The sequence below is a fragment of the Streptomyces mangrovi genome (assembly GCF_900114215.1).
In the GTDB taxonomy this organism is placed as follows: Bacteria; Actinomycetota; Actinomycetes; order Streptomycetales; family Streptomycetaceae; genus Streptomyces; species Streptomyces barkulensis.
The window spans coordinates 99,210-120,329 of record NZ_FOSG01000007.1 but is presented as its reverse complement, the minus strand read 5'-3'; the positions used below and the strand labels follow the sequence as shown (position 1 = coordinate 120,329).

At 74.0% G+C, this 21,120-nt stretch carries 23 protein-coding genes; 17 read left to right on the top strand and 6 right to left on the bottom strand.

Features of this window, described 5'->3' with window-relative positions:
- Positions 1 to 6: 6 nt before the first annotated feature.
- From BM237_RS12205 to BM237_RS12175, 7 genes are all read left to right on the top strand, one after another.
- A complete protein-coding gene (locus BM237_RS12205; RefSeq protein ID WP_093849748.1) occupies positions 7 to 915 on the top strand; it encodes a glycosyltransferase family 2 protein in 909 nt (302 codons plus the stop codon).
- Between the two features lie 97 nt (positions 916 to 1,012).
- The gene (locus BM237_RS12200) at positions 1,013 to 1,960 is read left to right on the top strand and encodes an ABC transporter permease (RefSeq protein WP_093849607.1); all 948 of its coding nucleotides are present in this window, start codon (positions 1,013 to 1,015) and stop codon (positions 1,958 to 1,960) included.
- Positions 1,947 to 2,780, top strand: a complete 834-nt coding sequence (locus BM237_RS12195) for an ABC transporter ATP-binding protein (protein ID WP_093849606.1) — start codon at positions 1,947 to 1,949, stop codon at positions 2,778 to 2,780. Before BM237_RS12200 ends, BM237_RS12195 begins: the two co-directional genes overlap by 14 nt.
- 488 nt (positions 2,781 to 3,268) lie before the next feature.
- Positions 3,269 to 4,192 (top strand): squalene synthase HpnC, encoded by a 924-nt coding sequence (hpnC, locus tag BM237_RS12190; protein WP_245793588.1) that lies wholly within the window; start codon positions 3,269 to 3,271, stop codon positions 4,190 to 4,192.
- Positions 4,193 to 4,197: 5 nt separating this feature from the next.
- On the top strand, positions 4,198 to 5,169 hold the full coding sequence (gene hpnD / locus BM237_RS12185) for a presqualene diphosphate synthase HpnD (protein WP_093849747.1): 972 nt from the start codon (positions 4,198 to 4,200) through the stop codon (positions 5,167 to 5,169).
- Positions 5,166 to 6,593 carry a hydroxysqualene dehydroxylase HpnE gene (hpnE, locus tag BM237_RS12180; protein ID WP_093849604.1) on the top strand — a complete coding sequence of 476 codons (1,428 nt, stop codon included), beginning with the start codon at positions 5,166 to 5,168 and terminating at the stop codon, positions 6,591 to 6,593. The genes hpnD and hpnE overlap by 4 nt, the downstream gene beginning before the upstream one ends.
- 28 nt (positions 6,594 to 6,621) lie before the next feature.
- Complete coding sequence (locus BM237_RS12175; RefSeq protein WP_412719257.1) at positions 6,622 to 7,704, top strand: polyprenyl synthetase family protein; 1,083 nt, start codon at positions 6,622 to 6,624, stop codon at positions 7,702 to 7,704.
- Positions 7,705 to 7,792: 88 nt separating this feature from the next.
- Here BM237_RS12175 and BM237_RS12170 read toward each other — a convergent pair whose 3' ends face one another.
- The gene (locus tag BM237_RS12170) at positions 7,793 to 8,587 is read right to left on the bottom strand and encodes a tyrosine-protein phosphatase (RefSeq protein ID WP_093849603.1); all 795 of its coding nucleotides are present in this window, start codon (positions 8,585 to 8,587) and stop codon (positions 7,793 to 7,795) included.
- 216 nt (positions 8,588 to 8,803) lie between these two features.
- Between BM237_RS12170 and BM237_RS12165 the strand changes: the two genes are divergently transcribed.
- From BM237_RS12165 to BM237_RS12140, 6 genes are all read left to right on the top strand, one after another.
- The gene (locus tag BM237_RS12165) at positions 8,804 to 9,445 is read left to right on the top strand and encodes an alpha-ketoglutarate-dependent dioxygenase AlkB family protein (RefSeq protein WP_093849745.1); all 642 of its coding nucleotides are present in this window, start codon (positions 8,804 to 8,806) and stop codon (positions 9,443 to 9,445) included.
- 438 nt (positions 9,446 to 9,883) lie between these two features.
- Positions 9,884 to 11,551: a sensor histidine kinase gene (locus tag BM237_RS12160; RefSeq protein ID WP_107415226.1), complete on the top strand. Its 1,668-nt coding sequence runs from the start codon at positions 9,884 to 9,886 to the stop codon at positions 11,549 to 11,551.
- 44 nt (positions 11,552 to 11,595) lie between these two features.
- Positions 11,596 to 12,012: a roadblock/LC7 domain-containing protein gene (locus BM237_RS12155; protein WP_093849601.1), complete on the top strand. Its 417-nt coding sequence runs from the start codon at positions 11,596 to 11,598 to the stop codon at positions 12,010 to 12,012.
- Positions 12,013 to 12,015: 3 nt separating this feature from the next.
- On the top strand, positions 12,016 to 12,390 hold the full coding sequence (locus tag BM237_RS12150; RefSeq protein WP_093849600.1) for a DUF742 domain-containing protein: 375 nt from the start codon (positions 12,016 to 12,018) through the stop codon (positions 12,388 to 12,390).
- Positions 12,368 to 12,958, top strand: a complete 591-nt coding sequence (locus BM237_RS12145; RefSeq protein WP_093849599.1) for a GTP-binding protein — start codon at positions 12,368 to 12,370, stop codon at positions 12,956 to 12,958. The genes BM237_RS12150 and BM237_RS12145 overlap by 23 nt, the downstream gene beginning before the upstream one ends.
- Positions 12,939 to 13,529 carry a GAF domain-containing protein gene (locus BM237_RS12140; RefSeq protein ID WP_093849598.1) on the top strand — a complete coding sequence of 197 codons (591 nt, stop codon included), beginning with the start codon at positions 12,939 to 12,941 and terminating at the stop codon, positions 13,527 to 13,529. Before BM237_RS12145 ends, BM237_RS12140 begins: the two co-directional genes overlap by 20 nt.
- 90 nt (positions 13,530 to 13,619) lie before the next feature.
- Here the strand turns inward: BM237_RS12140 and BM237_RS12135 are convergent, their stop codons facing one another.
- Both BM237_RS12135 and BM237_RS12130 read right to left on the bottom strand, forming a co-directional pair.
- Positions 13,620 to 14,570, bottom strand: a complete 951-nt coding sequence (locus tag BM237_RS12135) for a transketolase family protein (protein WP_093849597.1) — start codon at positions 14,568 to 14,570, stop codon at positions 13,620 to 13,622.
- Positions 14,571 to 14,602: 32 nt separating this feature from the next.
- A complete protein-coding gene (locus tag BM237_RS12130) occupies positions 14,603 to 15,331 on the bottom strand; it encodes a thiamine pyrophosphate-binding protein (RefSeq protein ID WP_093849596.1) in 729 nt (242 codons plus the stop codon).
- Between the two features lie 54 nt (positions 15,332 to 15,385).
- Between BM237_RS12130 and soxR the strand changes: the two genes are divergently transcribed.
- Positions 15,386 to 15,847 (top strand): redox-sensitive transcriptional activator SoxR, encoded by a 462-nt coding sequence (gene soxR, locus BM237_RS12125; RefSeq protein WP_093849744.1) that lies wholly within the window; start codon positions 15,386 to 15,388, stop codon positions 15,845 to 15,847.
- Positions 15,848 to 15,965: 118 nt separating this feature from the next.
- On the top strand, positions 15,966 to 16,310 hold the full coding sequence (locus BM237_RS12120; protein WP_093849595.1) for a DUF3140 domain-containing protein: 345 nt from the start codon (positions 15,966 to 15,968) through the stop codon (positions 16,308 to 16,310).
- Positions 16,311 to 16,359: 49 nt separating this feature from the next.
- Here BM237_RS12120 and BM237_RS12115 read toward each other — a convergent pair whose 3' ends face one another.
- Together BM237_RS12115 and BM237_RS12110 are read right to left on the bottom strand one after the other, a co-directional pair.
- Positions 16,360 to 18,555: a putative bifunctional diguanylate cyclase/phosphodiesterase gene (locus BM237_RS12115; protein ID WP_425443685.1), complete on the bottom strand. Its 2,196-nt coding sequence runs from the start codon at positions 18,553 to 18,555 to the stop codon at positions 16,360 to 16,362.
- Positions 18,552 to 19,367, bottom strand: a complete 816-nt coding sequence (locus tag BM237_RS12110) for an SAM-dependent methyltransferase (RefSeq protein ID WP_093849594.1) — start codon at positions 19,365 to 19,367, stop codon at positions 18,552 to 18,554. The genes BM237_RS12115 and BM237_RS12110 overlap by 4 nt, the downstream gene beginning before the upstream one ends.
- Positions 19,368 to 19,560: 193 nt before the next feature.
- Between BM237_RS12110 and BM237_RS12105 the strand changes: the two genes are divergently transcribed.
- Positions 19,561 to 19,911, top strand: coding sequence for a DUF8129 domain-containing protein (locus BM237_RS12105; protein WP_093849593.1), 351 nt, complete (start codon positions 19,561 to 19,563; stop codon positions 19,909 to 19,911).
- A gap of 179 nt (positions 19,912 to 20,090) precedes the next feature.
- Here the strand turns inward: BM237_RS12105 and BM237_RS12100 are convergent, their stop codons facing one another.
- On the bottom strand, positions 20,091 to 20,522 hold the full coding sequence (locus BM237_RS12100) for a DUF2267 domain-containing protein (RefSeq protein ID WP_093849592.1): 432 nt from the start codon (positions 20,520 to 20,522) through the stop codon (positions 20,091 to 20,093).
- A gap of 175 nt (positions 20,523 to 20,697) precedes the next feature.
- On the opposite strand from BM237_RS12100, the gene BM237_RS12095 reads away from it, so the two are divergent.
- Complete coding sequence (locus BM237_RS12095; RefSeq protein ID WP_093849591.1) at positions 20,698 to 21,099, top strand: ChaB family protein; 402 nt, start codon at positions 20,698 to 20,700, stop codon at positions 21,097 to 21,099.
- Positions 21,100 to 21,120 lie beyond the last annotated feature (21 nt).

The window sequence follows — 21,120 nt, the reverse complement described above, 5'->3', positions numbered from 1 at the left end:
AACGACATGACCGAGGGCGCGCGATCCTCCTCCGGCAGGCCTCTGACGCTGGGCGCGGTCGTCCTCACCATGGGCAACCGCCCCGAGGAGCTGCGCGCCCTGCTGGACTCGGTCGCCAAGCAGGACGGCGACCCGGTCCAGGTGGTGGTCGTCGGCAACGGCGCCCCGCTGCCGGAGCTCCCGCGGGGGGTGCGGACGGTGGAGCTGCCGGAGAACCTGGGCATCCCCGGCGGCCGCAACGTCGGCATCGAGGCGTTCGGGCCCGGCGGGAGCGAGGTGGACGCCCTGCTCTTCCTCGACGACGACGGGCTGCTGCCGAACACCGACACCGCCGAGCTGGTCCGGCGGGCGTTCGCCGCCGACCCGGAGCTGGGCATCATCAGCTTCCGCATCGCCGACCCGGACACCGGAGTCACCCAGCGCCGCCACGTGCCGCGGCTGCGCGCCTCGGACCCGATGCGCTCCTCGCGCGTGACGACCTTCCTCGGCGGCGCCAACGCCGTGCGGACGGCGGTCTTCCAGGAGGTCGGCGGGCTGCCGGACGAGTTCTTCTACGCCCACGAGGAGACCGACCTGGCCTGGCGGGCGCTGGACGCGGGATGGATGATCGACTACCGCGCGGACATGGTGCTCCACCACCCCACCACCCTCCCCAGCCGCCACGCGGTCTACCACCGCATGGTCGCCCGCAACCGCGTGTGGCTGGCCCGGCGCAACCTGCCGCTGCCGCTGATCCCCCTCTACCTGGGCGTATGGCTGCTGCTGACCCTCGCCCGCCGCCCCTCGCGCCCCGCGCTGCGCGCCTGGCTGGGCGGCTTCCGGGAGGGCTGGACGACCCCGTGCGGTGCCCGCCGTCCCATGAAGTGGCGTACGGTGTGGCGCCTGACCCGACTGGGCCGCCCTCCCGTCATCTGACAAGCTCTGTCTGAGAGCATCGGGTCCGGTGACATCAGCCGGGCCCCGCTGCGCTCATTCCATCCCGGCTGCGCACTGTGAGGACGAAAGTTTCAACGTGAGCGAGACAACGCACGGTGGTGCGATCGCGACGGGCGAGCCCCCGCGTTCACCAGACGACGGCCTGTCCCCGGCCGAACTCGCCGCCAAGTACGGGCTGACGGTGAGCGGCGCCCGGCCCTCCCTGACGGAGTACGTCCGGCAGCTGTGGGCGCGGCGGCACTTCATCCTCGCCTTCTCCCGGGCGAAACTCATGGCCCAGTACAGCCAGGCCAAGCTGGGCCAGCTGTGGCAGGTGGCCACGCCGCTGCTGAACGCCGCGGTGTACTTCTTCGTCTTCGGCGTCCTGCTGGGCGGCCGCGAGGGAGTGCCGGGCGGCAAGGGGAACTACGTCCCCTTCCTGGTCACGGGCGTCTTCGTCTTCACCTTCACGCAGACCTCGGTGATGTCGGGCGTCCGCTCCATCTCCGGCAACCTCGGTCTGGTGCGGGCCCTGCACTTCCCGAGGGCCTCGCTGCCCATCTCCTTCTCCCTGCAGCAGCTCCAGCAACTGCTCTACTCGATGATCGTCCTGGGGGCCATCCTCCTCGGCTTCGGTCACTACCCGAAGTGGACCTGGCTGCTGGTGGTGCCGATCCTGGCCCTGCAGCTGGTCTTCAACACCGGCCTGGCGATGGTCATGGCCCGGCTGGGCAGCAAGACCCCGGACCTCGCCCAGCTGATGCCCTTCGTGATGCGCACCTGGATGTACGCCTCGGGCGTGATGTTCTCCCTGGAGTACATGATCAGGGAACGCACCAGCGCTCCGGAGTGGCTGGTCCTCGCGGCCCAGGCCAACCCCGCGGCCGTCTACATGGACCTCATGCGCTTCGCGCTCATCGACGGCTACACCCCCGCCGACCTCATGCCGTACGCCTGGGCGCTGGCCGCGGGGTGGGCCGTGGTGATCGGCGTCGGCGGATTCGTGTACTTCTGGAAGGCGGAGGAGCGTTATGGCCGTGGCTGAGAAGAGCGCAGCCGCCGCGTCGGCGGACAAGGACACGGAGGACGCGGAGGCCGTCTCCGCCGAACGCCGGCCGACCGTCATCGCCGACGGCCTGCACATCGTCTACCGCGTCAACGGCGGCGCCCGGGGCAGGGGCAGCGCCACGGCGGCCCTCAACCGGATCATCCGCCGCAAGCCGGGCGGGAACGTGCGCGAGGTGCACGCGGTCAAGGGCGTCAGCTTCACCGCCTACCGCGGCGAGGCGATCGGGCTGATCGGATCCAACGGCTCGGGCAAGTCCACCCTGCTGCGCGCCATCGCGGGTCTGCTGCCGGCCGAGCGCGGCAGGGTCTACACCGACGGCCAGCCCTCGCTGCTGGGCGTCAACGCCGCCCTGATGAACGACCTGACCGGTGAGCGCAACGTCATACTCGGCGGATTGGCCATGGGCATGTCCAAGACGCAGATCCAGGAGCGCTACCAGGGCATCGTCGACTTCTCCGGCATCAACGACAAGGGCGACTTCATCAGCCTGCCGATGCGGACCTACTCCTCCGGCATGGCGGCCCGGCTGCGGTTCTCCATCGCCGCCGCCAAGGACCACGACGTGCTGATGATCGACGAGGCGCTGGCGACGGGCGACAAGAAGTTCCAGAAGCGCTCGGAGGCCCGCATCCGGGAGCTGCGCAAGGAGGCCGGGACGGTCTTCCTGGTCAGCCACAACAACAAGTCCATCCGGGACACCTGCGACCGGGTGCTGTGGCTGGAGAGCGGCGAGCTGCGCATGGACGGTCCGACCGAGGACGTGATGAAGGCGTACGAGGAGTTCACCCGCAAGTAGCCCGGGCAGCCGGTGCTCCCGGCGGCCTCCCGGCGGCCTCCCGGCGGCCTCCCGGCGGCTTCCCCGGCCCCCGCGCCCGTGACGGGCGCGGGGGCCGGACCGTGTCCGGCCACGTGCCCACCCGTGCGGCGGGGCGCCCGCCCGCACGACGTAAGCTGAGCCGGTGCCGGTGGGCGGTGCGCCGGACGTCCGGCACCCGGTCGGACGAGCAGCGGACCATGCCCCGGGCGTGCCCGAAATAGGATGTTCCGTACGCGGATCCCGCGGGCGGCGCCCGCGGGGGAAGAGGCGTCGCCGACGCCGCGGGCACCCCGGCACCGCAGGCCCTCCCGGATTCCGTGGTGTCGCGGACGCCGTCGGTGGCATGCGGACACAGGGCGGGCCGCACACGCTGGACACGGATGCCGTGGACGCCGCCGCTTCGGGAAGGACGGGACTGTCGGTTGGAGAGACGCAGAGGTGACGGAGATGGCAGCGGGCGGCCCCCGGTGACCCCCGCGCGGGACGCGCGCAGCCGCACCGTCCTGGACAAGGCGGCGCGCGAGAACTTCCCCGTGGCCCCCCGCTTCCTGCCCCGCGCCCGGCGGGACGACCTGATGGCCGTGTACGGCTGCGTCCGCCTCCTGGACGACATCGGCGACGGCGACCTGCCGCCCGGCGGTGCCGACGCCGCGCTGCTGGGAGTGGATCCTGACCGGGCGGATGACCGCGGCGCGCTGCTCGACGCCTTCGAGACCGAGCTGCACCGGGTCTTCCGCACCGCCCGGGACCCGGGCGCCGCCGGCCGGGACGTCCCCCGCCACCCCCTGTTGTACGCCCTGGTGCCGACCGTGCGCCGCCACGCGCTGACCCCCGAGCCGTTCCTCGCCCTGGTCGAGGCCAACCGGCTGGACCAGAAGGTCCGCCGGTACGGCACCTGGGAGGAGCTGCTGGGCTACTGCGAGCTGTCCGCCAACCCCGTCGGGCGGCTCGTCCTGGCCGTCACCGGCACCACGACCCCCGAGCGCGTCCGCCGCTCCGACGCCGTCTGCACCGCGCTGCAGATCACCGAGCACCTCCAGGACGTCGCCGAGGACCTCGCGCTGCGCGACCGGATCTACCTCCCCGCCGAGGACCTGGAGCGCTTCCGCGTCACCGAGGCCGATCTCGCCGCGCCCACCGCGAACGCCTCGGTGCGGGCCCTGGTCGCCTGGGAGGCGCGGCGCGCGCACGAACTGCTGAACGAAGGAGTCCCGCTGGTGGCCAGCGTCCCCGGCATACCGAAGATCCTCATCGCCGGATTCACCGGCGGAGGGCGGGCGGCCCTGCGCGCCCTCCGCTCCGCCCGGTACGACGTCCTGGGCGGCGCCCCGCGCCCGGGGAAGGCCGGTGTGCTGCGCGAGACCGCGGCCGTCCTGGGAGCGGCGAGGTGAGCCCGGTGTTCAGGCGGAGCGCGAACGCGGAGCGGGCCGCGCGCCAGGCGCCGCCCTCCCCGCAGGTCTTCGCCGCCTACCACTACTGCGAGGCCGTCACCGCGGGGCAGGCCCGCAACTTCGCCTACGGCATCCGGCTGCTGCCCACCGCGCAGCGCCGGGCGATGTCCGCCCTGTACGCCTTCTCGCGGCGCGTGGACGACATCGGCGACGGCCCGCTGGAGACGGAGGTCAAGCGCGCCCGGCTGGAGGAGACCCGCAACCTGCTCGACCTCGTCCGCGCCGGAAAGGTCCCCGACGACGCCACCGACCCGGTCGCCGTCGCCCTGGCCGACGCCGCGGAGCGCTTCCCGATCCCGCTGGGCGGGCTCGACGAGCTGATCGACGGCGTCCTGATGGACGTCCGCGGCCGCGCCTACGGGACCTGGGACGAGCTGAGGGAGTACTGCCGCTGCGTGGCCGGCGCCATCGGACGGCTCTCCCTGGGAGTCTTCGGCACCGTGCCGGGCGCCCCGGGCGCCGAACGCGCCCCCCACTACGCCGACACCCTCGGCCTCGCCCTGCAGCTGACCAACATCCTGCGCGACGTGCGCGAGGACGCCGCGGAGGGCCGCACCTACCTGCCCCGCGAGGATCTGGCCGCGTTCGGCTGCGACACCTCGCTGGACCGCCACGCGCCGCCCGCCGGCGGGGACTTCGCCGGACTGGTGCGCTTCGAGGTGGGCCGCGCCCGCGCGCTGTTCGCCGAGGGGCTGCGGCTGCTGCCGCTGCTGGACCGCCGCTCGGCCGCCTGTGTGGCGGCCATGGCGGGCATCTACCACCGCCTGCTGGCCCGCATCGCCCGCGACCCCCATGCCGTACTGCGCGGCCGGGTCTCCCTGCCGGCGCGCGAGAAGGCCTACGTCGCCCTGCGCGGCCTGTCCGGGCTCGACGCCCGGCTGGCCGCCCGCACGGCCCCCGGGGGGAGCACGACGTGACCGGCGCACCCGATCCGCGCGCCGTCGTCGTCGGCGGAGGGCTGGCGGGCACCGCCGCCGCACTGCGCCTGGCCGACGCCGGGGTGGCCACCACCCTGGTGGAGAGCAGGCCCCGGCTGGGCGGGCTCGCCTTCTCCTTCCGCCGCTCCGGCGCGGCCGGCGAGCTGACCGTCGACAACGGCCACCATGTGCATCTGCGCTGCTGCACCGCCTACCGCTGGCTTCTGGAACGCATCGGCGCGAGCGCGCTGGCACCGCTCCAGCCCCGCCTGGACATCCCCGTCCACGACGCCGCGCGCGGCAGGACGGGCCGGCTGCGGCGCGCGGCCCTGCCCGTGCCGCTGCACCTGGGCGCCTCCCTGGCGCGCTACCCCCACCTCTCCCCGGCCGAGCGGCTGCGCGTGGGGCGGGCCGCGCTGGCGCTCGGCCGCCTGGGCCGGATCGACCCCGGCGATCCCGCCCTGGACGGTCAGGACTTCGGAAGCTGGCTGCGCCGTCACGGCCAGTCCCCGCGTGCGGTACGGGCGCTGTGGGACCTGATCGGCGTCGCCACCCTCAACGCCCGCGCACCGGACGTCTCGCTCGGGCTGGCCGCGATGGTCATCGGCACCGGCCTGCTCAGCGAACCCGGCGCGGCCGACATCGGCTGGTCCCGCGTCCCGCTGGGGCACCTGCACGACACACTCGCCGCCGCCGTGCTGGAGAAGGCGGGCGTACGCGTGGTCCGGCAGGGCCGGGTGCGGGAGCTGGACCGGGAGCCGGACGGCGGCTGGCGGGTCGCGGTGGACAGCGGCGCGCGCCGTACCGGCCGGACGCTGCGGGCCGGTACGGTCGTCCTGGCCGTACCCCAGCGCGAGGCACACCGGCTGCTGCCCGAGGGCGCCCTGGAGGAACCGGAGCGGCTGCTGCGCATCGGTGACGCGCCGATCCTCAACGTCCATGTGGTCTACGACCGCAAGGTGCTGCACCGTCCCTTCCTCGCCGCGCTCGGCACCCCCGTGCAGTGGGTCTTCGACCGCACCGCGGCCTCTGGGCTGCGGGACGCGCCCGGAGGGGCGGGGAGCCAGTACATCGCGGTGTCCCAGTCCGCCGCGCAGGACGAGATCGACCTGCCGGTCGCCGCCCTGCGCGACCGCTACCTGCCCGAACTGGCCCGCTTGATGCCCGCCGCACGCGGCGCGAAGGTGCGCGACTTCTTCGTCACCCGCGAGCGCGCCGCCACCTTCGCCCCCGTGCCCGGCGTCGGACGCCTGCGCCCCGTCGCCCGCACCGGTGCGCCGGGGCTGTGGCTGGCCGGGGCATGGACCGCCACCGGATGGCCCGCGACGATGGAGGGCGCCGTGCGCAGCGGGCTGACCGCCGCCCGGGAAGCGCTGGCCGCCCTCGGCCGCCCGCACGACGACGTCTTCCAGGAGGCGGCGTGAGCACGACACCGAACGCAGAGGAGACCCCGTGACCCCGGCGACCCCGAGGACCCTGACGGACACAGCCGTCGACACCGCGAGCGTCATCGAGCTGCTGGAACGCGGCCGCACCCTCGCCACGCCGATGCTGCGCGCCGCCGTGGCACGGCTCGCGCCGCCCATGGACTCCGTCGCCGCCTACCACTTCGGCTGGATCGACGCACAGGGCGACCCGGCCAGCGGCGACGGCGGCAAGGCGGTGCGCCCGGCGCTGGCCCTGCTGTCGGCCGAGGCCGCGGGCGCCGAGCCCGCCACCGGCGTCCCCGGGGCGGTGGCCGTGGAGCTGGTCCACAACTTCTCCCTGCTCCACGACGACCTGATGGACGGCGACGAGCAGCGCCGCCACCGCGACACCGTGTGGAAGGTGCACGGCCCGGCACAGGCCATCCTCGTCGGCGACGCCCTGTTCGCGCTGGCGGGCGAGGTGCTGCTGGAACTGGGCACCGCCGAGGCCGCGCACGCCACCCGCCGCCTGACCCTGGCCACCCGCAAGCTCATCGACGGGCAGGCGCAGGACATCTCCTACGAGCACCGGGAGAAGGTCACCGTCGCCGAGTGCCTGGAGATGGAGGGCAACAAGACCGGCGCGCTGCTGGCCTGCGCCACCTCCATCGGCGCGGTCCTCGGCGGGGCGGACGAGGCCACCGCCGACGCGCTGGAGGCGTACGGCCACCACCTGGGCCTGGCCTTCCAGGCCGTCGACGACCTGCTGGGCATCTGGGGCGACCCGGCGTCGACCGGCAAGCTGCCCTGGAGCGACCTGCGGCAGCGCAAGAAGTCCCTGCCGGTGGTCGCCGCCCTGGCCGGGGGCGGGCCGGCCGCCGAGCGGCTCGGGGAGCTGCTGGCCGCGGACGCCACCAAGAGCCAGCGGGAGTTCGAGGACTTCAGCGAGGAGGAGTTCGCGACCCGTGCCGGGCTGATCGAGGAGGCCGGCGGCCGCGAGTGGACCTCCCAGGAGGCCCACCGCCGGCACGCCACCGCCCTCGCCGCCCTGGACGGCGTGGACATGCCGGACCGGGTGCGCGAGCGGTTCGCCGCCCTCGCGGACTTCGTCGTCGTCCGCGAGGGCTGATCCCGCCGGCGGGACCGACGGGACCGGCGGGGGCCGCCGGTCCCGGGAAGCCCTGAGGCGGCCGTGGGACAGCCGTGAGGCCCGGCGGTCAGAGATCCAGCAGGCGGCCGCGCAGCCGCTCGCGCAGACCGGGAGTGAGACCGAGCCCCTCGGAGAGGTAGGACTCCACCCCGCCCCAGGTGTCGGTGATGGTGTCGAACGCCGCGTGCAGATAGGCGGGGCGGACCTCGAAGAGGGGCGCGATCAGCTCTCCGACCTCGGGGGACATCCCGCCGCCCGCGTCGGGGGAGCGGTGGATCCGGTAGCGGTGGTGCGGGGCGTTGGACTCCAGGTAGTCCGCCTCGATCGCGTCCTGCTCCACGTCCAGCGCCAGCAGCGTCACCGCGATCGACAGCCCGGCCCGGTCCTTGCCCGCCGCACAGTGCATCAGGGCGGGCACGCTCTCCTCGGCCAGTTCCCTCAGCAGCCGGCCGTGCTCGGCGGTGCGCTGCTTGACCATCAGCCGGTAGGAGGCCACCATCCGGGCCTCGGCCTGTCCGTCGCCGAGCAGGGACCGCAGCAGGGCCAGGTCGCCCTCGCGCACCATCGTCCAGAACTCGGCGCCCTCGGCCGGGTCCGACAGGGGGATGTTCACGTTCCGCACGCCCGGCAGTTCCACGTCCGGGCCCTCCAGCGCCTGGTCGGCGGAGTTGCGGAAGTCGAAGACCGTGTGCAGGCCGAGCCGGGAGAGGAAGGCGGCGTCCTCCTCGGTGGCGTGTGCCAGGTGCCCGCTGCGGTAGAGCAGACCCTGGCGCACCCGCCGGCCGTCGGCGGTCGGCAGACCACCGACCTCGCGGAAGTTGCGCACCCCCGTCAGCGCGGGTTCCACGGTTTCGGATGTCATGGGCACTCCTTGTTCCGGCCTCGCTCCGGGCGGCCGGGACGGCGCGGGCGGTGCACCGCCCGCCGCGCGGTCCCGCACCGGCCACTGCGACCCTACGGCATGGGGGCGCGCGGAAGGGCCGGGTCCGCCCGAGGAAGGGGCGGAGGCGTGGAGATCCGGTGGAACAGTGGTGCCGGGACCGGTGTCGGCCCGGTGCCGGGAGGTGGGGTGGAAGGCGTGGACGACGGACTGTTCCGGCTCCCGGCGGCCGAGGTGGCGCCGGGCGCGATGCACCTGCCCGGCCATCTGGACGGGCCCGCGCAGCGCGAACTCCTGGACGCCTGCCGTGCCTGGTCCCGTCCGCCCGCCGGGCTGCGCACCGTGCGCATGCCCCGGGGCGGCCGGATGTCGGTGCGCCAGGTCTGTCTGGGCCTGCACTGGTACCCGTACGGCTACGCCCGCACCGCGGTGGACGGCGACGGGGCGCCGGTCAAGCCCTTCCCGGCCTGGCTGGGCCGGTGGGCGCGGCGGGCGGTGGAGGAGGCGTACGGGAAGGGGCCGTGTACGGTCCCGTACGACATCGCGCTCGTCAACTTCTACGAGGGAAGAGCCCGTATGGGGATGCACCGTGACAGCGACGAGCGATCCCGCGCCCCCGTGGTCTCGTTCAGCCTCGGTGACACCTGCGTCTTCCGGTTCGGGACCCCGTCCGGTCGCGGCCGGCCGTGGACCGACGTCGAGCTGCGCAGTGGCGACGCCTTCGTGTTCGCGGGCCCCTCCAGGCTGGCCTACCACGGCGTCCCGCGCGTCCGCCCGGGCACCGCACCGCCCGGAACCGGACTGCGAGGGCGGGTCAATGTGACGGTCCGGGCACGGTAACTCGCACCCGGCAAACGAGGGTTATGATCGTGCCGCCCTTCCCCACGAGGCGTGACGATGCTTTCACCCGCTGGGGGCCGGCGAAGGGGGCGAACGAGCCGACCTCGCCCGTGCCCCCGCCGGGTGACGATCAGCGTTGCGGCGGTGCCACGAGAGCCGGTGAGCGCACCGGCCCGCTGAGACGACCTCAACGTTCCGAGGACTGCGATGCCTGAGCCCCCGAGCCGCGCGGTGCGACAAGGAAGGGGAAGTTCCGCTCCCTTGCCCGTCGCTTCCCCGCCGCCCGCTTCCTCTCCTCCCGGCCCCCCGGCCCCTCCCGCGTACGGCGGCGCCCCGAACACCCCGAGCACCCCGAACACTCCGAGCGCCCCGCACGGCACCGGACAGCGCGGGGGCCCCGCCCGCGACACCGCCGCCGACACCGCCCTGCGGCACCGCATGATCCGCCTCGCCGTCCTGCCCGCGGCCCTGGTCGCGGTCATCGCCGCAGCGGTCGTCGCCTATGTGCTGCGGGCCCTCGACGGTGTGCGGGACGGGATCTCCGCCGGGCCGGACAGCGCCACCGTCTGGGGTGTGCTCGGCGGCGCGCTGCTGCTCGGCTGCGCCGTGGTGGTCGGCGCGGCGCTCTCCGCCTCCTCCGAGGCGCGTTCCACCGCCGAGCGCCACGCCCGGCTGCGGCAGGCAGTGGCCCACGGCCGGAGCGAACTCCAGTCGATGCTCCACCGGCTGGAGAAGGGCGAGTGGCCGCGGCCGCCCGTGCACAGCCCGTCGCCCGAACCGGAGGACGACTCGCTCGGCCTCGTCGTCCACGACGTCGGCCAGGCCCAGCGCGCCGCCGAACTGGCACTGGTCCAGGCGGTCGCGCTGGTGCGCGGCAACGCCGGCGGAAGCGAGGAGAAGGTCGAGGTCTTCGTCAACCTCGCCCGCAGACTCCAGTCCCTGGTGCACCGCGAGATCGAGCTGCTGGACGAGCTGGAGAACGAGGTCGAGGACCCCGACCTGCTCAAGGGCCTCTTCCACGTCGACCACCTGGCCACCCGCATCCGGCGGCACGCGGAGAACCTCGCCGTCCTCGGCGGCGCGGTCTCCCGCCGGCAGTGGAGCCGCCCGGTCACCCTGACCGAGGTGCTGCGCTCGGCCATCGCCGAGGTCGAGCAGTACTCCCGCGTCAAGCTGGTGCCGCCGATCGAGGGCACCCTGCGCGGCCACGCCGTCGCCGACGTCATCCACCTGCTCGCCGAACTGGTCGAGAACGCCACGGTGTTCTCCGCCCCCAACACCCAGGTCCTGCTGCGCGCCCAGCGCGTCACCGCCGGCCTCGCCGTCGAGGTCGAGGACCGCGGACTGGGCATGCCGGCCGCCGAGCAGCAACGGATGAACGGACTGCTGGCCGACCCCGGCGGGATCGACGTCGCCGAACTGCTGCAGGACGGCCGCATCGGGCTCTTCGTGGTCTCCTCGCTCGCCCGGCGGCACGGCATCACCGTGCAACTGCGGACCAACATCTACGGCGGCATCCAGGCGGTGCTCGTCGTGCCGGACGCGCTCCTGGGCGACGAGCGGGAGGAACCGCGGCGGCGTGCCGCCGCCGCGGCGGAAGCGGGCGGGCACCGCCCGATGCCGCCCGGGACCGCCCGCCAGGAGACACCTCGCCAGGAGACGTCCCGTCAGGAGATGCCCGGGCAGGGGGCGCCGCATCGGCAGGCGCCCGCCCGCCCGGCCTACGGGCAGCACGCCTACGGACAGCAGGACCACGGACAGCAGGCGCACGGGCAGGAGGCGGCCCGGCCCCTGCCCTCCGCCGCACAGCCCGCCGCCCACGCCCCGCAGTCCGCGCCCGCCCCCCGGGCGGCACCGGCACCACCGCCCCCGGAGGGCCACGGCGGGCCGCAGGGCGCGCAGGGCGCGCAGGGTGATGACCGTCCGCAGCTCCCGCGCCGCCGCCGCCAGGAGCACCTCGTTCCCGAACTGCGTCGGTCTCAGCGGAGCCCCGGGGTGTCGGACGAGCCCGAGGCCGAGCACACTCCCGGCCTGATGGCCGCCTTCCGCCGGGGCGCCGGCCTCGCGGAGGGAACCGACGACGACACCCCCAGCCGGCCCGGCTAGCCCCGCGCACGGCTCTCACCCCCCCCAAGGAGAAGAACGCGATCATGGTGAGCGATGCCCCCATCGGCCGGACGACCGACCTGTCCTGGCTGCTGACCGGTCTCGTCCAGCGCGTCCCGCACACCCGCAGCGCCCTGCTGCTGTCCTCCGACGGCCTGGTGAAGGCCGCCCACGGACTGGACACCGACACCGCCGACCATCTGGCGGCGCTGGCCTCGGGCCTGTACTCGCTGGCCCGCAGCGCCGGCATCCGCTTCGGCAGCGGCGGAGAGGCGCGGCAGGTGGTCGTCGAACTCGACACCGCGCTGCTGTTCGTCTCGACCGCGGGCTCCGGCGCGTGCCTGGCCGTCCTCGCCGGGAGCGAGGCGGACGCGGCCGTCCTCGGATACGAGATGGCGATGCTGGTCAAGAGCGTCCGCCCGTATCTGGCCACACCGGCGCGGCAGCCGTCGGGGCACTGACGGATGCCGGAACCCGAGGAGGGCTTGTGGCTGGACGACGCGGCCGGACGCCTGGTCCGGCCGTACACCGTCAGCAACGGGCGTACGCGCCCGACGGCCGACTTCAACCTGCTGACGATGGTGCGGTCCACCGGGACCGAGCCGCAGAGCTATCTGGGACCCGACCACGCCCAGGTGCTGAGTCTGTGCGACGGGCCGATGACCGTCGCAGAGATCGCCGCCCATGTGCGGTTGCCCGCCGTGGTGACCAAGGTGCTGCTCTCCGACCTGGTGGACTGCGGCGCGGTGACCACACGGGCCCCCATGCAGATGGGGGCGGACCCGACCGACCGAGGACTGCTGGAGGCGGTGCTGCATGGACTTCGTAAACGACTCTGATCCGTTTCCGACCGCCCTGAAGGTCCTGGTGGCGGGCGGGTTCGGGGTCGGCAAGACGACCTTCGTGGGAGCCGTCAGCGAGATCGAGCCGCTGAGCACGGAGGAGCTGCTCACCCAGGTCAGCGCCGCCACGGACAGTCTGGAGGGGGTGGAGGACAAGACGACCACCACCGTCGCGATGGACTTCGGGCGGATCACCCTCGGCGCCCGGCATGTGCTCTACCTGTTCGGCACCCCCGGCCAGGAGCGCTTCTGGTTCATGTGGGACGAGCTGTCCAGCGGCGCGCTCGGTGCCGTGGTGCTCGCCGACACCCGGCGCCTGGACCAGTGCTTCGCGGCCGTGGACTACTTCGAGCGGCGCGGCATGGGGTTCGTCGTCGCGGTCAACGAGTTCGACGGCGCCCACCGCTACCACCCCGACGAGATCCGGATCGCCCTCGACCTCAAGCCCGAGGTGCCGGTGGTGATGTGCGACGCGCGGCAGGCCAGTTCCGGCACGCAGGTCCTCGTCTCCCTCGTCCAGCACCTGATCGACTCAAGGAGCGGCCATGTTCCCCACGTCGTATGACCCCACCGGCCATCTGCTCCTCACTCCTGAGGACAGGGAGGCCCCGGCGCGGGTGACACGGCTGCGCGAGCTGGGTATCGGGGACGCTCCCGTTCCGGAGTTCGACGACTTCGCCCGCAGGCTGGCGCGGATCACCGGCGCCCCCTACGCGATGGTCAACTTCATGGACGAGCACCGCCAGTACTTCGCCGGCCTGTACACGCCGGGCTCCGACCGGGCCGTGGAGCCGGGGCCTGCGCAGGCCTCCCCCCGGGCCGGCCGGGTGATGGCCTGTGACCACGGTTACTGCCCGCATGTCGTCGTGCGGCGCAAGGCGCTGGTCCTGGAGGACGTCTGCGACTACCCCCGCTTCGCCGGGAACCCGGTCGTGGACGAGATCGGCATCCGCTCCTACCTGGGCGCGCCGCTCATCGACCGCACCGGCATGGTGCTGGGGACGGTCTGCGTGGTGGCGCAGGAACCGCGCCCGTGGGGGCGGCAGGGGCTGGAGACCATCAAGTCGACGGCCGCCGAACTGGTGGAGCGGATCCACCGGCGTGAGCGGGGCGTCCGGGCGACGCCCGTTCCGTGAGCGCCCCCGCGCCCACGGAGCGGTCCCGCCCGGCGGTCGGGCTGCCCGCCGGCCCTCCGCCCTCCGCGCCCGGCCCCCCGCGCCGCGCCGTCAGACCGCGGCGCGGGCCGTGAAAGAGGTGATCCGCTCCCGCAGCGAGCGGGGGTCCAGACCGTGGGCCGCCAGGTGCTCGGCGGCCGTGCCGTAGCGGCGCAGCTCGGCCCGCGCCGTCCCCAGCCCGAGGATCCGGTGCGGGACGTCGGCCAGGGCCTCGGCGGCGGCGGCCGTGGAGGTGCCGGCCAGATACGGCTCGACCAGGACGACCTCGGGGGCGCCGGGGCCGGCGACGGCCGCCCGCAGCGCGGCCGCGTCGAAGGGACGGACGGTGGCGGCGTACAGGACCGTCGCGTCCAGCCCCCGCACGGCCTCCAGGACGGGGTCGAGCAGCGGGCCGACCGCGACGACCGCCGGCGCCCCGTGCCCGCCGCGCCGCACGGTGAGGAAGCCCTCGCCGGTGACCGGCCGGGGGCGGGCGTTGGTCTGCGCCGACAGCCTGACGTACACCCGGTCTTCCCCGTTTCCGTCCCCGCCCCCGTTTCCGCCCGCGCCGCCCGCGCAGGCGCGGCGCAGCAGCGTCTCGGCCTCGTCCGGGTGGCCGGGCACGTGGACGGTCCAGCCGTCCAGGGTGTCCAGCAGCGCCACGTCGCCGGGCGCCATGTGGGTGAAGCCGCCGGCCGGCCAGTCGTAGGACCCTCCGGCGCTCACCAGCACCCCGCCCGTCCCCTGGTGCCCGAAGTCCAGTTTCAGCTGCTCGAAGGGACGCTCCACCAGGAAGGAGGCGAAGGTGTGCAGCACCGGGCGCATCCCGGTGAGGGCCAGACCGCCGCCGACCCCGACCAGGAGCTGCTCGCGGATGCCGACGTTGACCACCCGGTCCGGGTGGCGTCCGGCGGCCCGGCGGAAGCCGTCCGCGCCGATCTCGGCGAGGACGACCGCCAGACGCGGGTCCTCGTCCAGCAGGCGGGAGACGACGGAGGCGAAGCGTTCGCGCATGGTGTCCATGTCCAGGGTTCTCCTCGTGTTCTCCGCGCCGGTCAGGCGTGCTTGGGTTCGACACGGGCGACCACGGCGTGCGGGCGTCCGGGATGCGGGCGGGTGTACGCCGCGTACAGCGCCTCGTGGTCGCGGCCGTCGACGGTCAGCGCCGACCAGCCCGCGGCCGTGAAACGGGAGGCGATGCCGCCGGGCGGGGGGTGCGAGGCCGAGGAGTTGTCGATCACCAGGGTGTGCAGGCCGTCGAGTCCGGCGGCGCCCGCGAAGTCGATGGCCTCGTGGTTGCTGCCCTCGTCCAGTTCGGCGTCCCCGACCAGCACCCACACCCGCGGCCCGGCCGGTCTCCGGGCGCGCAGCCCGAGGGCGGTCCCCACGGCCAGCGGCAGTCCGTGCCCGAGCGAGCCGCTGCCGATCTCCACGCCGGGGACCAGGGTTCGGTCCGGATGATGCCCCAGCGGCGACTCGTAGGAGCCGAAGCCCGGCAGCCAGTCGGCCGGGAAGAAGCCCCGGGCGGCGAGCACGGCGTAGTACGCCATCGGGCCGTGCCCCTTGGACAGCAGGAAGCGGTCCCGGCCGGGGTCGCCGGGGCGGTCGGGGCGGACGCGCAGCACCCGGTCGTAGAGGACCCACAGGGCGTCCAGGGTGGAGGTGGCGGCGGCGTCGTGCTTCTCGTCGCCGGTCATCAGGGACATCAGGGCCGGGAGAGCCTCGAATCCGAGGTTCTCCGGCGATCGGGGGGCGGGGGTGTGCGGTGGTGTCGCGGTCGTCATGCCAAGAGGCTGCAACCTCAAGGAGGCTTGAGGTCAAGCGGTATGCTCGCCGCCATGACCGACCGAGACGGACGCCTCGCCATCGGGGAGTTGGCCGCCCGCTCCGGGCTCGCCCCCTCCGCCCTGCGCTACTACGAGGAGATGGGCCTGATCCACTCCGAGCGGACCACGGGCAACCAGCGGCGCTATCCGCGTACCGCCCTGCGCCGGGTCGCCTTCGTGAGGGCCGCCCAGCAGGTCGGCCTCTCCCTGGAGGAGGTCCGTGCCGCGCTGGACCGGCTGCCCGTGGACCGGGCACCCAGCGCCACCGAGTGGAACGCCGTGGCCCGCACCTGGCAGCTTCGGATCGACGCGCGGATCGGCGAGCTGGAGCGGCTGAAGGAGCGGCTGACCGGGTGCATCGGCTGCGGCTGCCTCAGCCTGCGCAAGTGCCGCCTGTACAACCCGGGGGACGCCGCGGGCTCGCAGGGCCCCGGCGCCCGTTATCTGGAGGGGGACCCCCTGCCGGAGTCCTGAGGGAAGCGGCCGGTGCGCGGGCGCCGGGGCCGCCGCGCGAGTGCCCGCGCACCGGCCCGGGTTTCCGGGTGCCGGGGTGCGGGCACTCGCGCGGCGCGAGAGAACCGGGAGGTTGACGATGGCCGACATCTCCGAGCTGGAACTGGACGCTCTGTGGGACGAGTTCCACGCCGTGGTGAACATGACGTCGAACGAACTGGAGGCATGGCTCAGGACGAGCGTCGCCGGAGAGCGGACCGAGGAGCTGCCCGAGCAGGCCGGCTCCGAGCGGGGACGGCAGGTGCTGGCGATCCTGCGCAAGCGCCGCACGGACCTCACCGACGACGACGTCGCGGCGATGCGCGACGTCGTCGACACCGTCGGCGCCGAACGCGATCGGGTGCGCGTCGCCGAGGCGGTACGGGACTCGGACTGGCGCCACCGGATGATGTCGCTGGGACACGATCCCGTCAGGGCGTCCTGACCGCGGTGCGGTCCGGGCCGGGCGCGGTGCCGTGCGCCCGGCCCGTCCCTCACTGCCCGGCGGCCAGCGGCAGCGCCCGCGACGACAGGCGCTCGGGCGGGCCGGGGCGGGCGTAGTACCAGCCCTGGGCGGAGTCGCAGCCCAGCTTCCGCAACTGGTCGGCCTGGGCCGCGGTCTCCACGCCCTCGACGGTCACGGCCAGCTCCAGGGCGTGCGCCAGCGAGACGATCCCCTCCACGACCTTGAGGTCGACCGGGTCGGCCGGGTCCTGCTGCAGGCCCCGGGTGAAGGAGCGGTCCAGCTTCAGGGTGGTCGCGGGCAGCCTGCGCAGACTGGCCAGGTTCGAGTAGCCGGTTCCGAAGTCGTCCAGGGCGATCCGCACCCCCAGGTCGGCGAGTCGGCGTAAAGGCTTCAGCTCCGCGTCGTCGGCGCGGATCAGGGCGCTCTCGGTGACCTCCAGGCAGAGCGAGGCCGGGTCCAGCCCGGCGTTCTCCAGCACCGCCACGGTCTCGGAGACCAGCTCCGGGTGGTGCAGCTGCCGCGGCGAGAGGTTGACGTTCACCCGCAGCGGCTGGGTGCCGCCGATGCCGCGCACCTGCCACTCGCACGCCTGCCGCACCGCCTGCTCCAGCACCCAGCGGCCCAGCGGCACGATCAGCCCGGTGTGCTCGGCCAGCGGGATGAAGCGGTCCGGGCCCAGCACCCCGTGGAGCGGATGCGCCCAGCGCACCAGGGCCTCGGCGCCCTCCACGCTGCCGTCCTCCATCCGCACCAGCGGCTGGTACTCGATGAAGAACTCCTCGCCCTCCAGCGCCGCGGGCAGATGGGTGGTCAGCATGTGGCGGCTGATGGTGCGGGCGTCGCAGTCGGGGTCGGCCAGCTCGTAGCGGTTGCCGCCCCCGGCCTTGGCCCGGTACATGGTGATGTCGGCGCTGCGCAGCACCTCCGCCGGAGTCAGCTCCCCGACCGGGCCCTCCACCACACCGATGCTGGCGCGCACCGGCAACTCCCGGCCGGCCAGCGGGATCGGGCCGGACAGCGCGTCCAGCGCCCGCCGGGCCAGGTCGGTCACCTCCGAGCGCGAGGCGGGGTCGCTGACCAGGGCCACGAACTCGTCGCCGCCGATCCGCGCGACCATGTGGCGCGGCGAGGCCACACAGCTCTGCAGCCGCTCGGCCACGTTCACCAGCAACTGGTCGCCGACCGCGTGGCCCAGGCTGTCGTTGACCGTCTTGAAGCCGTCCAGGTCCAGGTAGCACAGGCCGATCCGGGTGGTGCCGGAGCCGGGGGACAGGACGTGCTCCAGCCGCTCGAAGAACAGGGTGCGGTTGGGCAGGTCGGTCAGCGCGTCGTGGGTGGCCTCGTAGCGCAGCCGCAGGTTCAGCAGGCGCCGCTCGGTGATGTCCTCCATCAGCGCCAGCATGTAGCGCGGCTCGCCGTCGGGGCCGCGCAGCAGCGAGACGGTCAGGTTGGTCCACAGCACGGTGCCGTCGCTGCGCGTGTACGGCTTCTCCACGCGGTAGTGGTCGCGCTCGCCGCGCACCAGCTCCTCGTGGACCCGCCAGACGCCCGGGGCGTCGTCGGGGTGGACCCAGTCGGAGACGCGGCGGCTGCGCACATGCTGCTCCGAGCCGCCGAACATCTTCGCGAGCGCGCTGTTGATGTCGAGGATGGTCCCGTCCATGTCGGCGATCCCGATGCCGACCGCGGCGCCCTCGAAGACCGCGCGGAAGCGGGTCTCGCTCTCGTGGAGGGCCTTCTCGGCGCTCTCCCGCGCCGCGAGCGCGGACCGGGCCAGCGTCTCCTGCTCGAAGCGGGTGCGCTCCTGCAGCGCGCGGGCGAACCCGGCCGAGACGGCGTGCTGGAGGCGGGCGCAGCGGGCCCGCCCGTCCTCGGTCGGCAGCACCGCCGGGTCGCTGCAGTACAGCAGCAGGTAGGCGTCCACCACGCCGAGCACCTGCGGCAGGGCCTCGGGCGAGGTGCAGTGCGCCTCGACGAGGGCCGCCCCCACCTCGCGCCCCGGCGAGGGGTCGAAGGGGCGGGCGTGCAGCGCCTCGCCGAGGGTCCGCGCCAGGGGGAGGAGGTAGTCCTCGAACTCGGTGCGGGTCATCGAGGTGGCCGTGGTGGGGTAGACCGCGCGGCTCCAGATCCGGGCGAAGCGGCGGTATCCGTCGTGAGGGTCGCCGGGGGCCTCCGGCGCGAGGGGGCGGCCGGAGGCGGCGGGCCCCCGTGGAGTGGGGCTCACGCCTTGCGTCCCACTCCACCGAAGCCGGTGAAGATCACGGGGTCCTCCTGGTCCACCGGTCCGTCCGGGCGCCAGTTCGGCATGGACACCAGACCGGGCTCGACCATCTCGAAGCCGTCGAAGAAGCGTTCCACCTCGGAGCGCGAGCGCATGATCAGCGGCGAGCCGATGTTGCGGTAGACGCCCTCCACCTCGTCCCCCTGCTCGGGCCTGCGCGGGCCGCCCTCGACCGAGGCGTGGGTGAGGACCAGCAGGCTGCCGGGGGCGAGCGCGTCGCGCAGTTCGGCGACCTTCGCCCACGGGTCGTCGCCGTCCTCCAGGAAGTGCAGCAGCGCCACCAGCAGCAGGGCCACCGGGCGCTCCAGGTCGAGCAGGCGCCCGACCTGAGGGCTGCCGAGGATGTCCTCGGGCTTGCGGAAGTCGGCGGCGGCGACACCGGTGCGCTCCTCCCGGCCCTCCAGCACGGCCCGGCTGTGGGCGACGGCGACGGGGTCGTTGTCGACGTAGACCACCCTCGCCTCGGGCGTGGCGGCCTGCGCGACCTCGTGGACGTTGCCGAAGGTCGGGATGCCCGAGCCGACGTCGAGGAACTGGGTGACGCCCTGCCGCGCGGCGAAGCGGACGGCCCGGCGCATGAACGCGCGGTTGGCCTGCATGATCTTCGGCAGCCCCGGGAACACCTCGATGGCCCGCCGGGCGGCTTCCCGGTCGGCCTCGAAGTTGTGCGACCCGCCCAGGTAGTAGTCGTAGATGCGGGAAACGCTCGGCACGGACAGGTCTATGTCCTGTGGAGCCCAGGCGGGACGCTCCATCAAACTCTCCAACCGGTCGGTGAATATGACAGGGACTCCTGAGGCTACTGATCCCAGGCTGACAGGTACACGGATCCGGAATGCCGACGTTCGGGTACCGGGCCGCTACGTATAGCTTGCCCCGGTTCCTCCGTCGGGATAATCGTGGCGGCCACCGGGTTTTCGCGACCCCCGGACCGGACACCCGGAGTGGATGAGTACCACCGATCACGACGAACTCCCGTTCCCCGACTACGATCACCTCTCCGCGGGCGAGCTGGAGCACCGGATCCGGGCCCTGTCGCACGACGACCTGGAGCGGCTGCTCCACTACGAGCGCGAACACGCCGGCCGAACCCATGTGATCGCGCTGCTGACGGCCCGTGCGCACCAGCTGGAGGAGGGCAGCCCGCGCTCCCCGGGCGGCGCCGAGCCGCCCTCGGGGCCGCAGGGCGAGCCCGGCGGATCCCCCGTCAGCCCGGCGACCTCGCCGGAGCCGTACAACCCGCCCCCGCACGGCACCCCCGACCAGCGCGCCAAGCCGGTGGGCAACCGCTTCCGGTAGAGGCCGCCCCGCAGGCGAGGCCCCCGGGAGCATGTCCCCGCTCCCGGGGGCCCTGTCCGTGCCCGTACCGTCGGTGCCAGTGCCAGTGCCAGTGCCAGTGCCAGTGCCAGTGCCGTCCGGGCCCGTCCTGTCCGTGTCCGGCCGCCCTCCGGAGGGCGGCCGGACACGGACAGGGGCCGTCACTCCCCGGCGCGGGTGGACGGCAGCAGTTCGCGGATGTCCGGCGGCAGAACGTGGCCCACCTTGAGCATCAGCTCGGGCGAGACCGCCGCGTCCAGCACCTCCAGCACCGCCGTGGCCTCCCGCACCGCGGTGTCCTCCGTCGCGCGGGACCGCCAGGCCACCCGCCCGGCGAAGGTGATCAGGTCGAACGGCTCGCCGTGGGTGCGGGCGTCGGCCCGCCGCTGCGGCGAGGTCTCGTGCCCGGCCACCACCCGGCGCAGCGACTCCGCCGCCTCGCCGGGCAGCTGGGCGGCCAGATGATCGGCCACGCCGTCCGGTATCCGCTCCGCCAGCGTCTCCAGCGTGGCCCGCAGGGCCCGCTCGGCCGTCTGCCGGTCCGGCAGGTCCGCGTGCGCCTGCACCTGGCCGGTGAGCTCCTCGTACCGCATGGTCGGCACTCCTCTCTGCGTCCGGGCGTCCGGTGCGTCCGGTCGGGATCTCGCAAGGGGGCCGGCCGGGGCCCCTCGGATGCGGGTGACCCTGCCGGTGCGCATCGACACCTGCCGTTTCCGTGACCGTCGGCCGGGAACCCGTAACGGACCCGACCGATCGGAGGTGAGGAACGTGCCCGCACGGAAGGAGCTTCCGTCGACCCTGGAGCGCTCCCCCCAGGAGGCACAGCGCACCTGGATCAAGGCCCACGACTCCGCCGTGGAGGAGTACGGAGAGGGCCGGCGCGCGCACCAGACCGCCTACAGCGCCCTGAAGCACAAGTTCGAGAAGGTGGGCGACCACTGGGAGCGCAAGGAGGGCGGCCGCAAGGGGCCCTCCGACGAGCGGGCCGCCCGCCCGCGCGGCAGGGGCGGACGCAGCGGCGAGGGCGTCGACGAGAACGCCAGCAAGGAGCACCTGTACTCCATCGCACAGCGACTGGACATAGGTGGACGCTCCCGGATGAACAAGGACGAGCTGCTGCGGGCCATCCGCAAGGCCAACCGCTCGAAGACCAGCGAGGCACGTTCCTAGCGCCGCGCCGCTGGGAGCGCC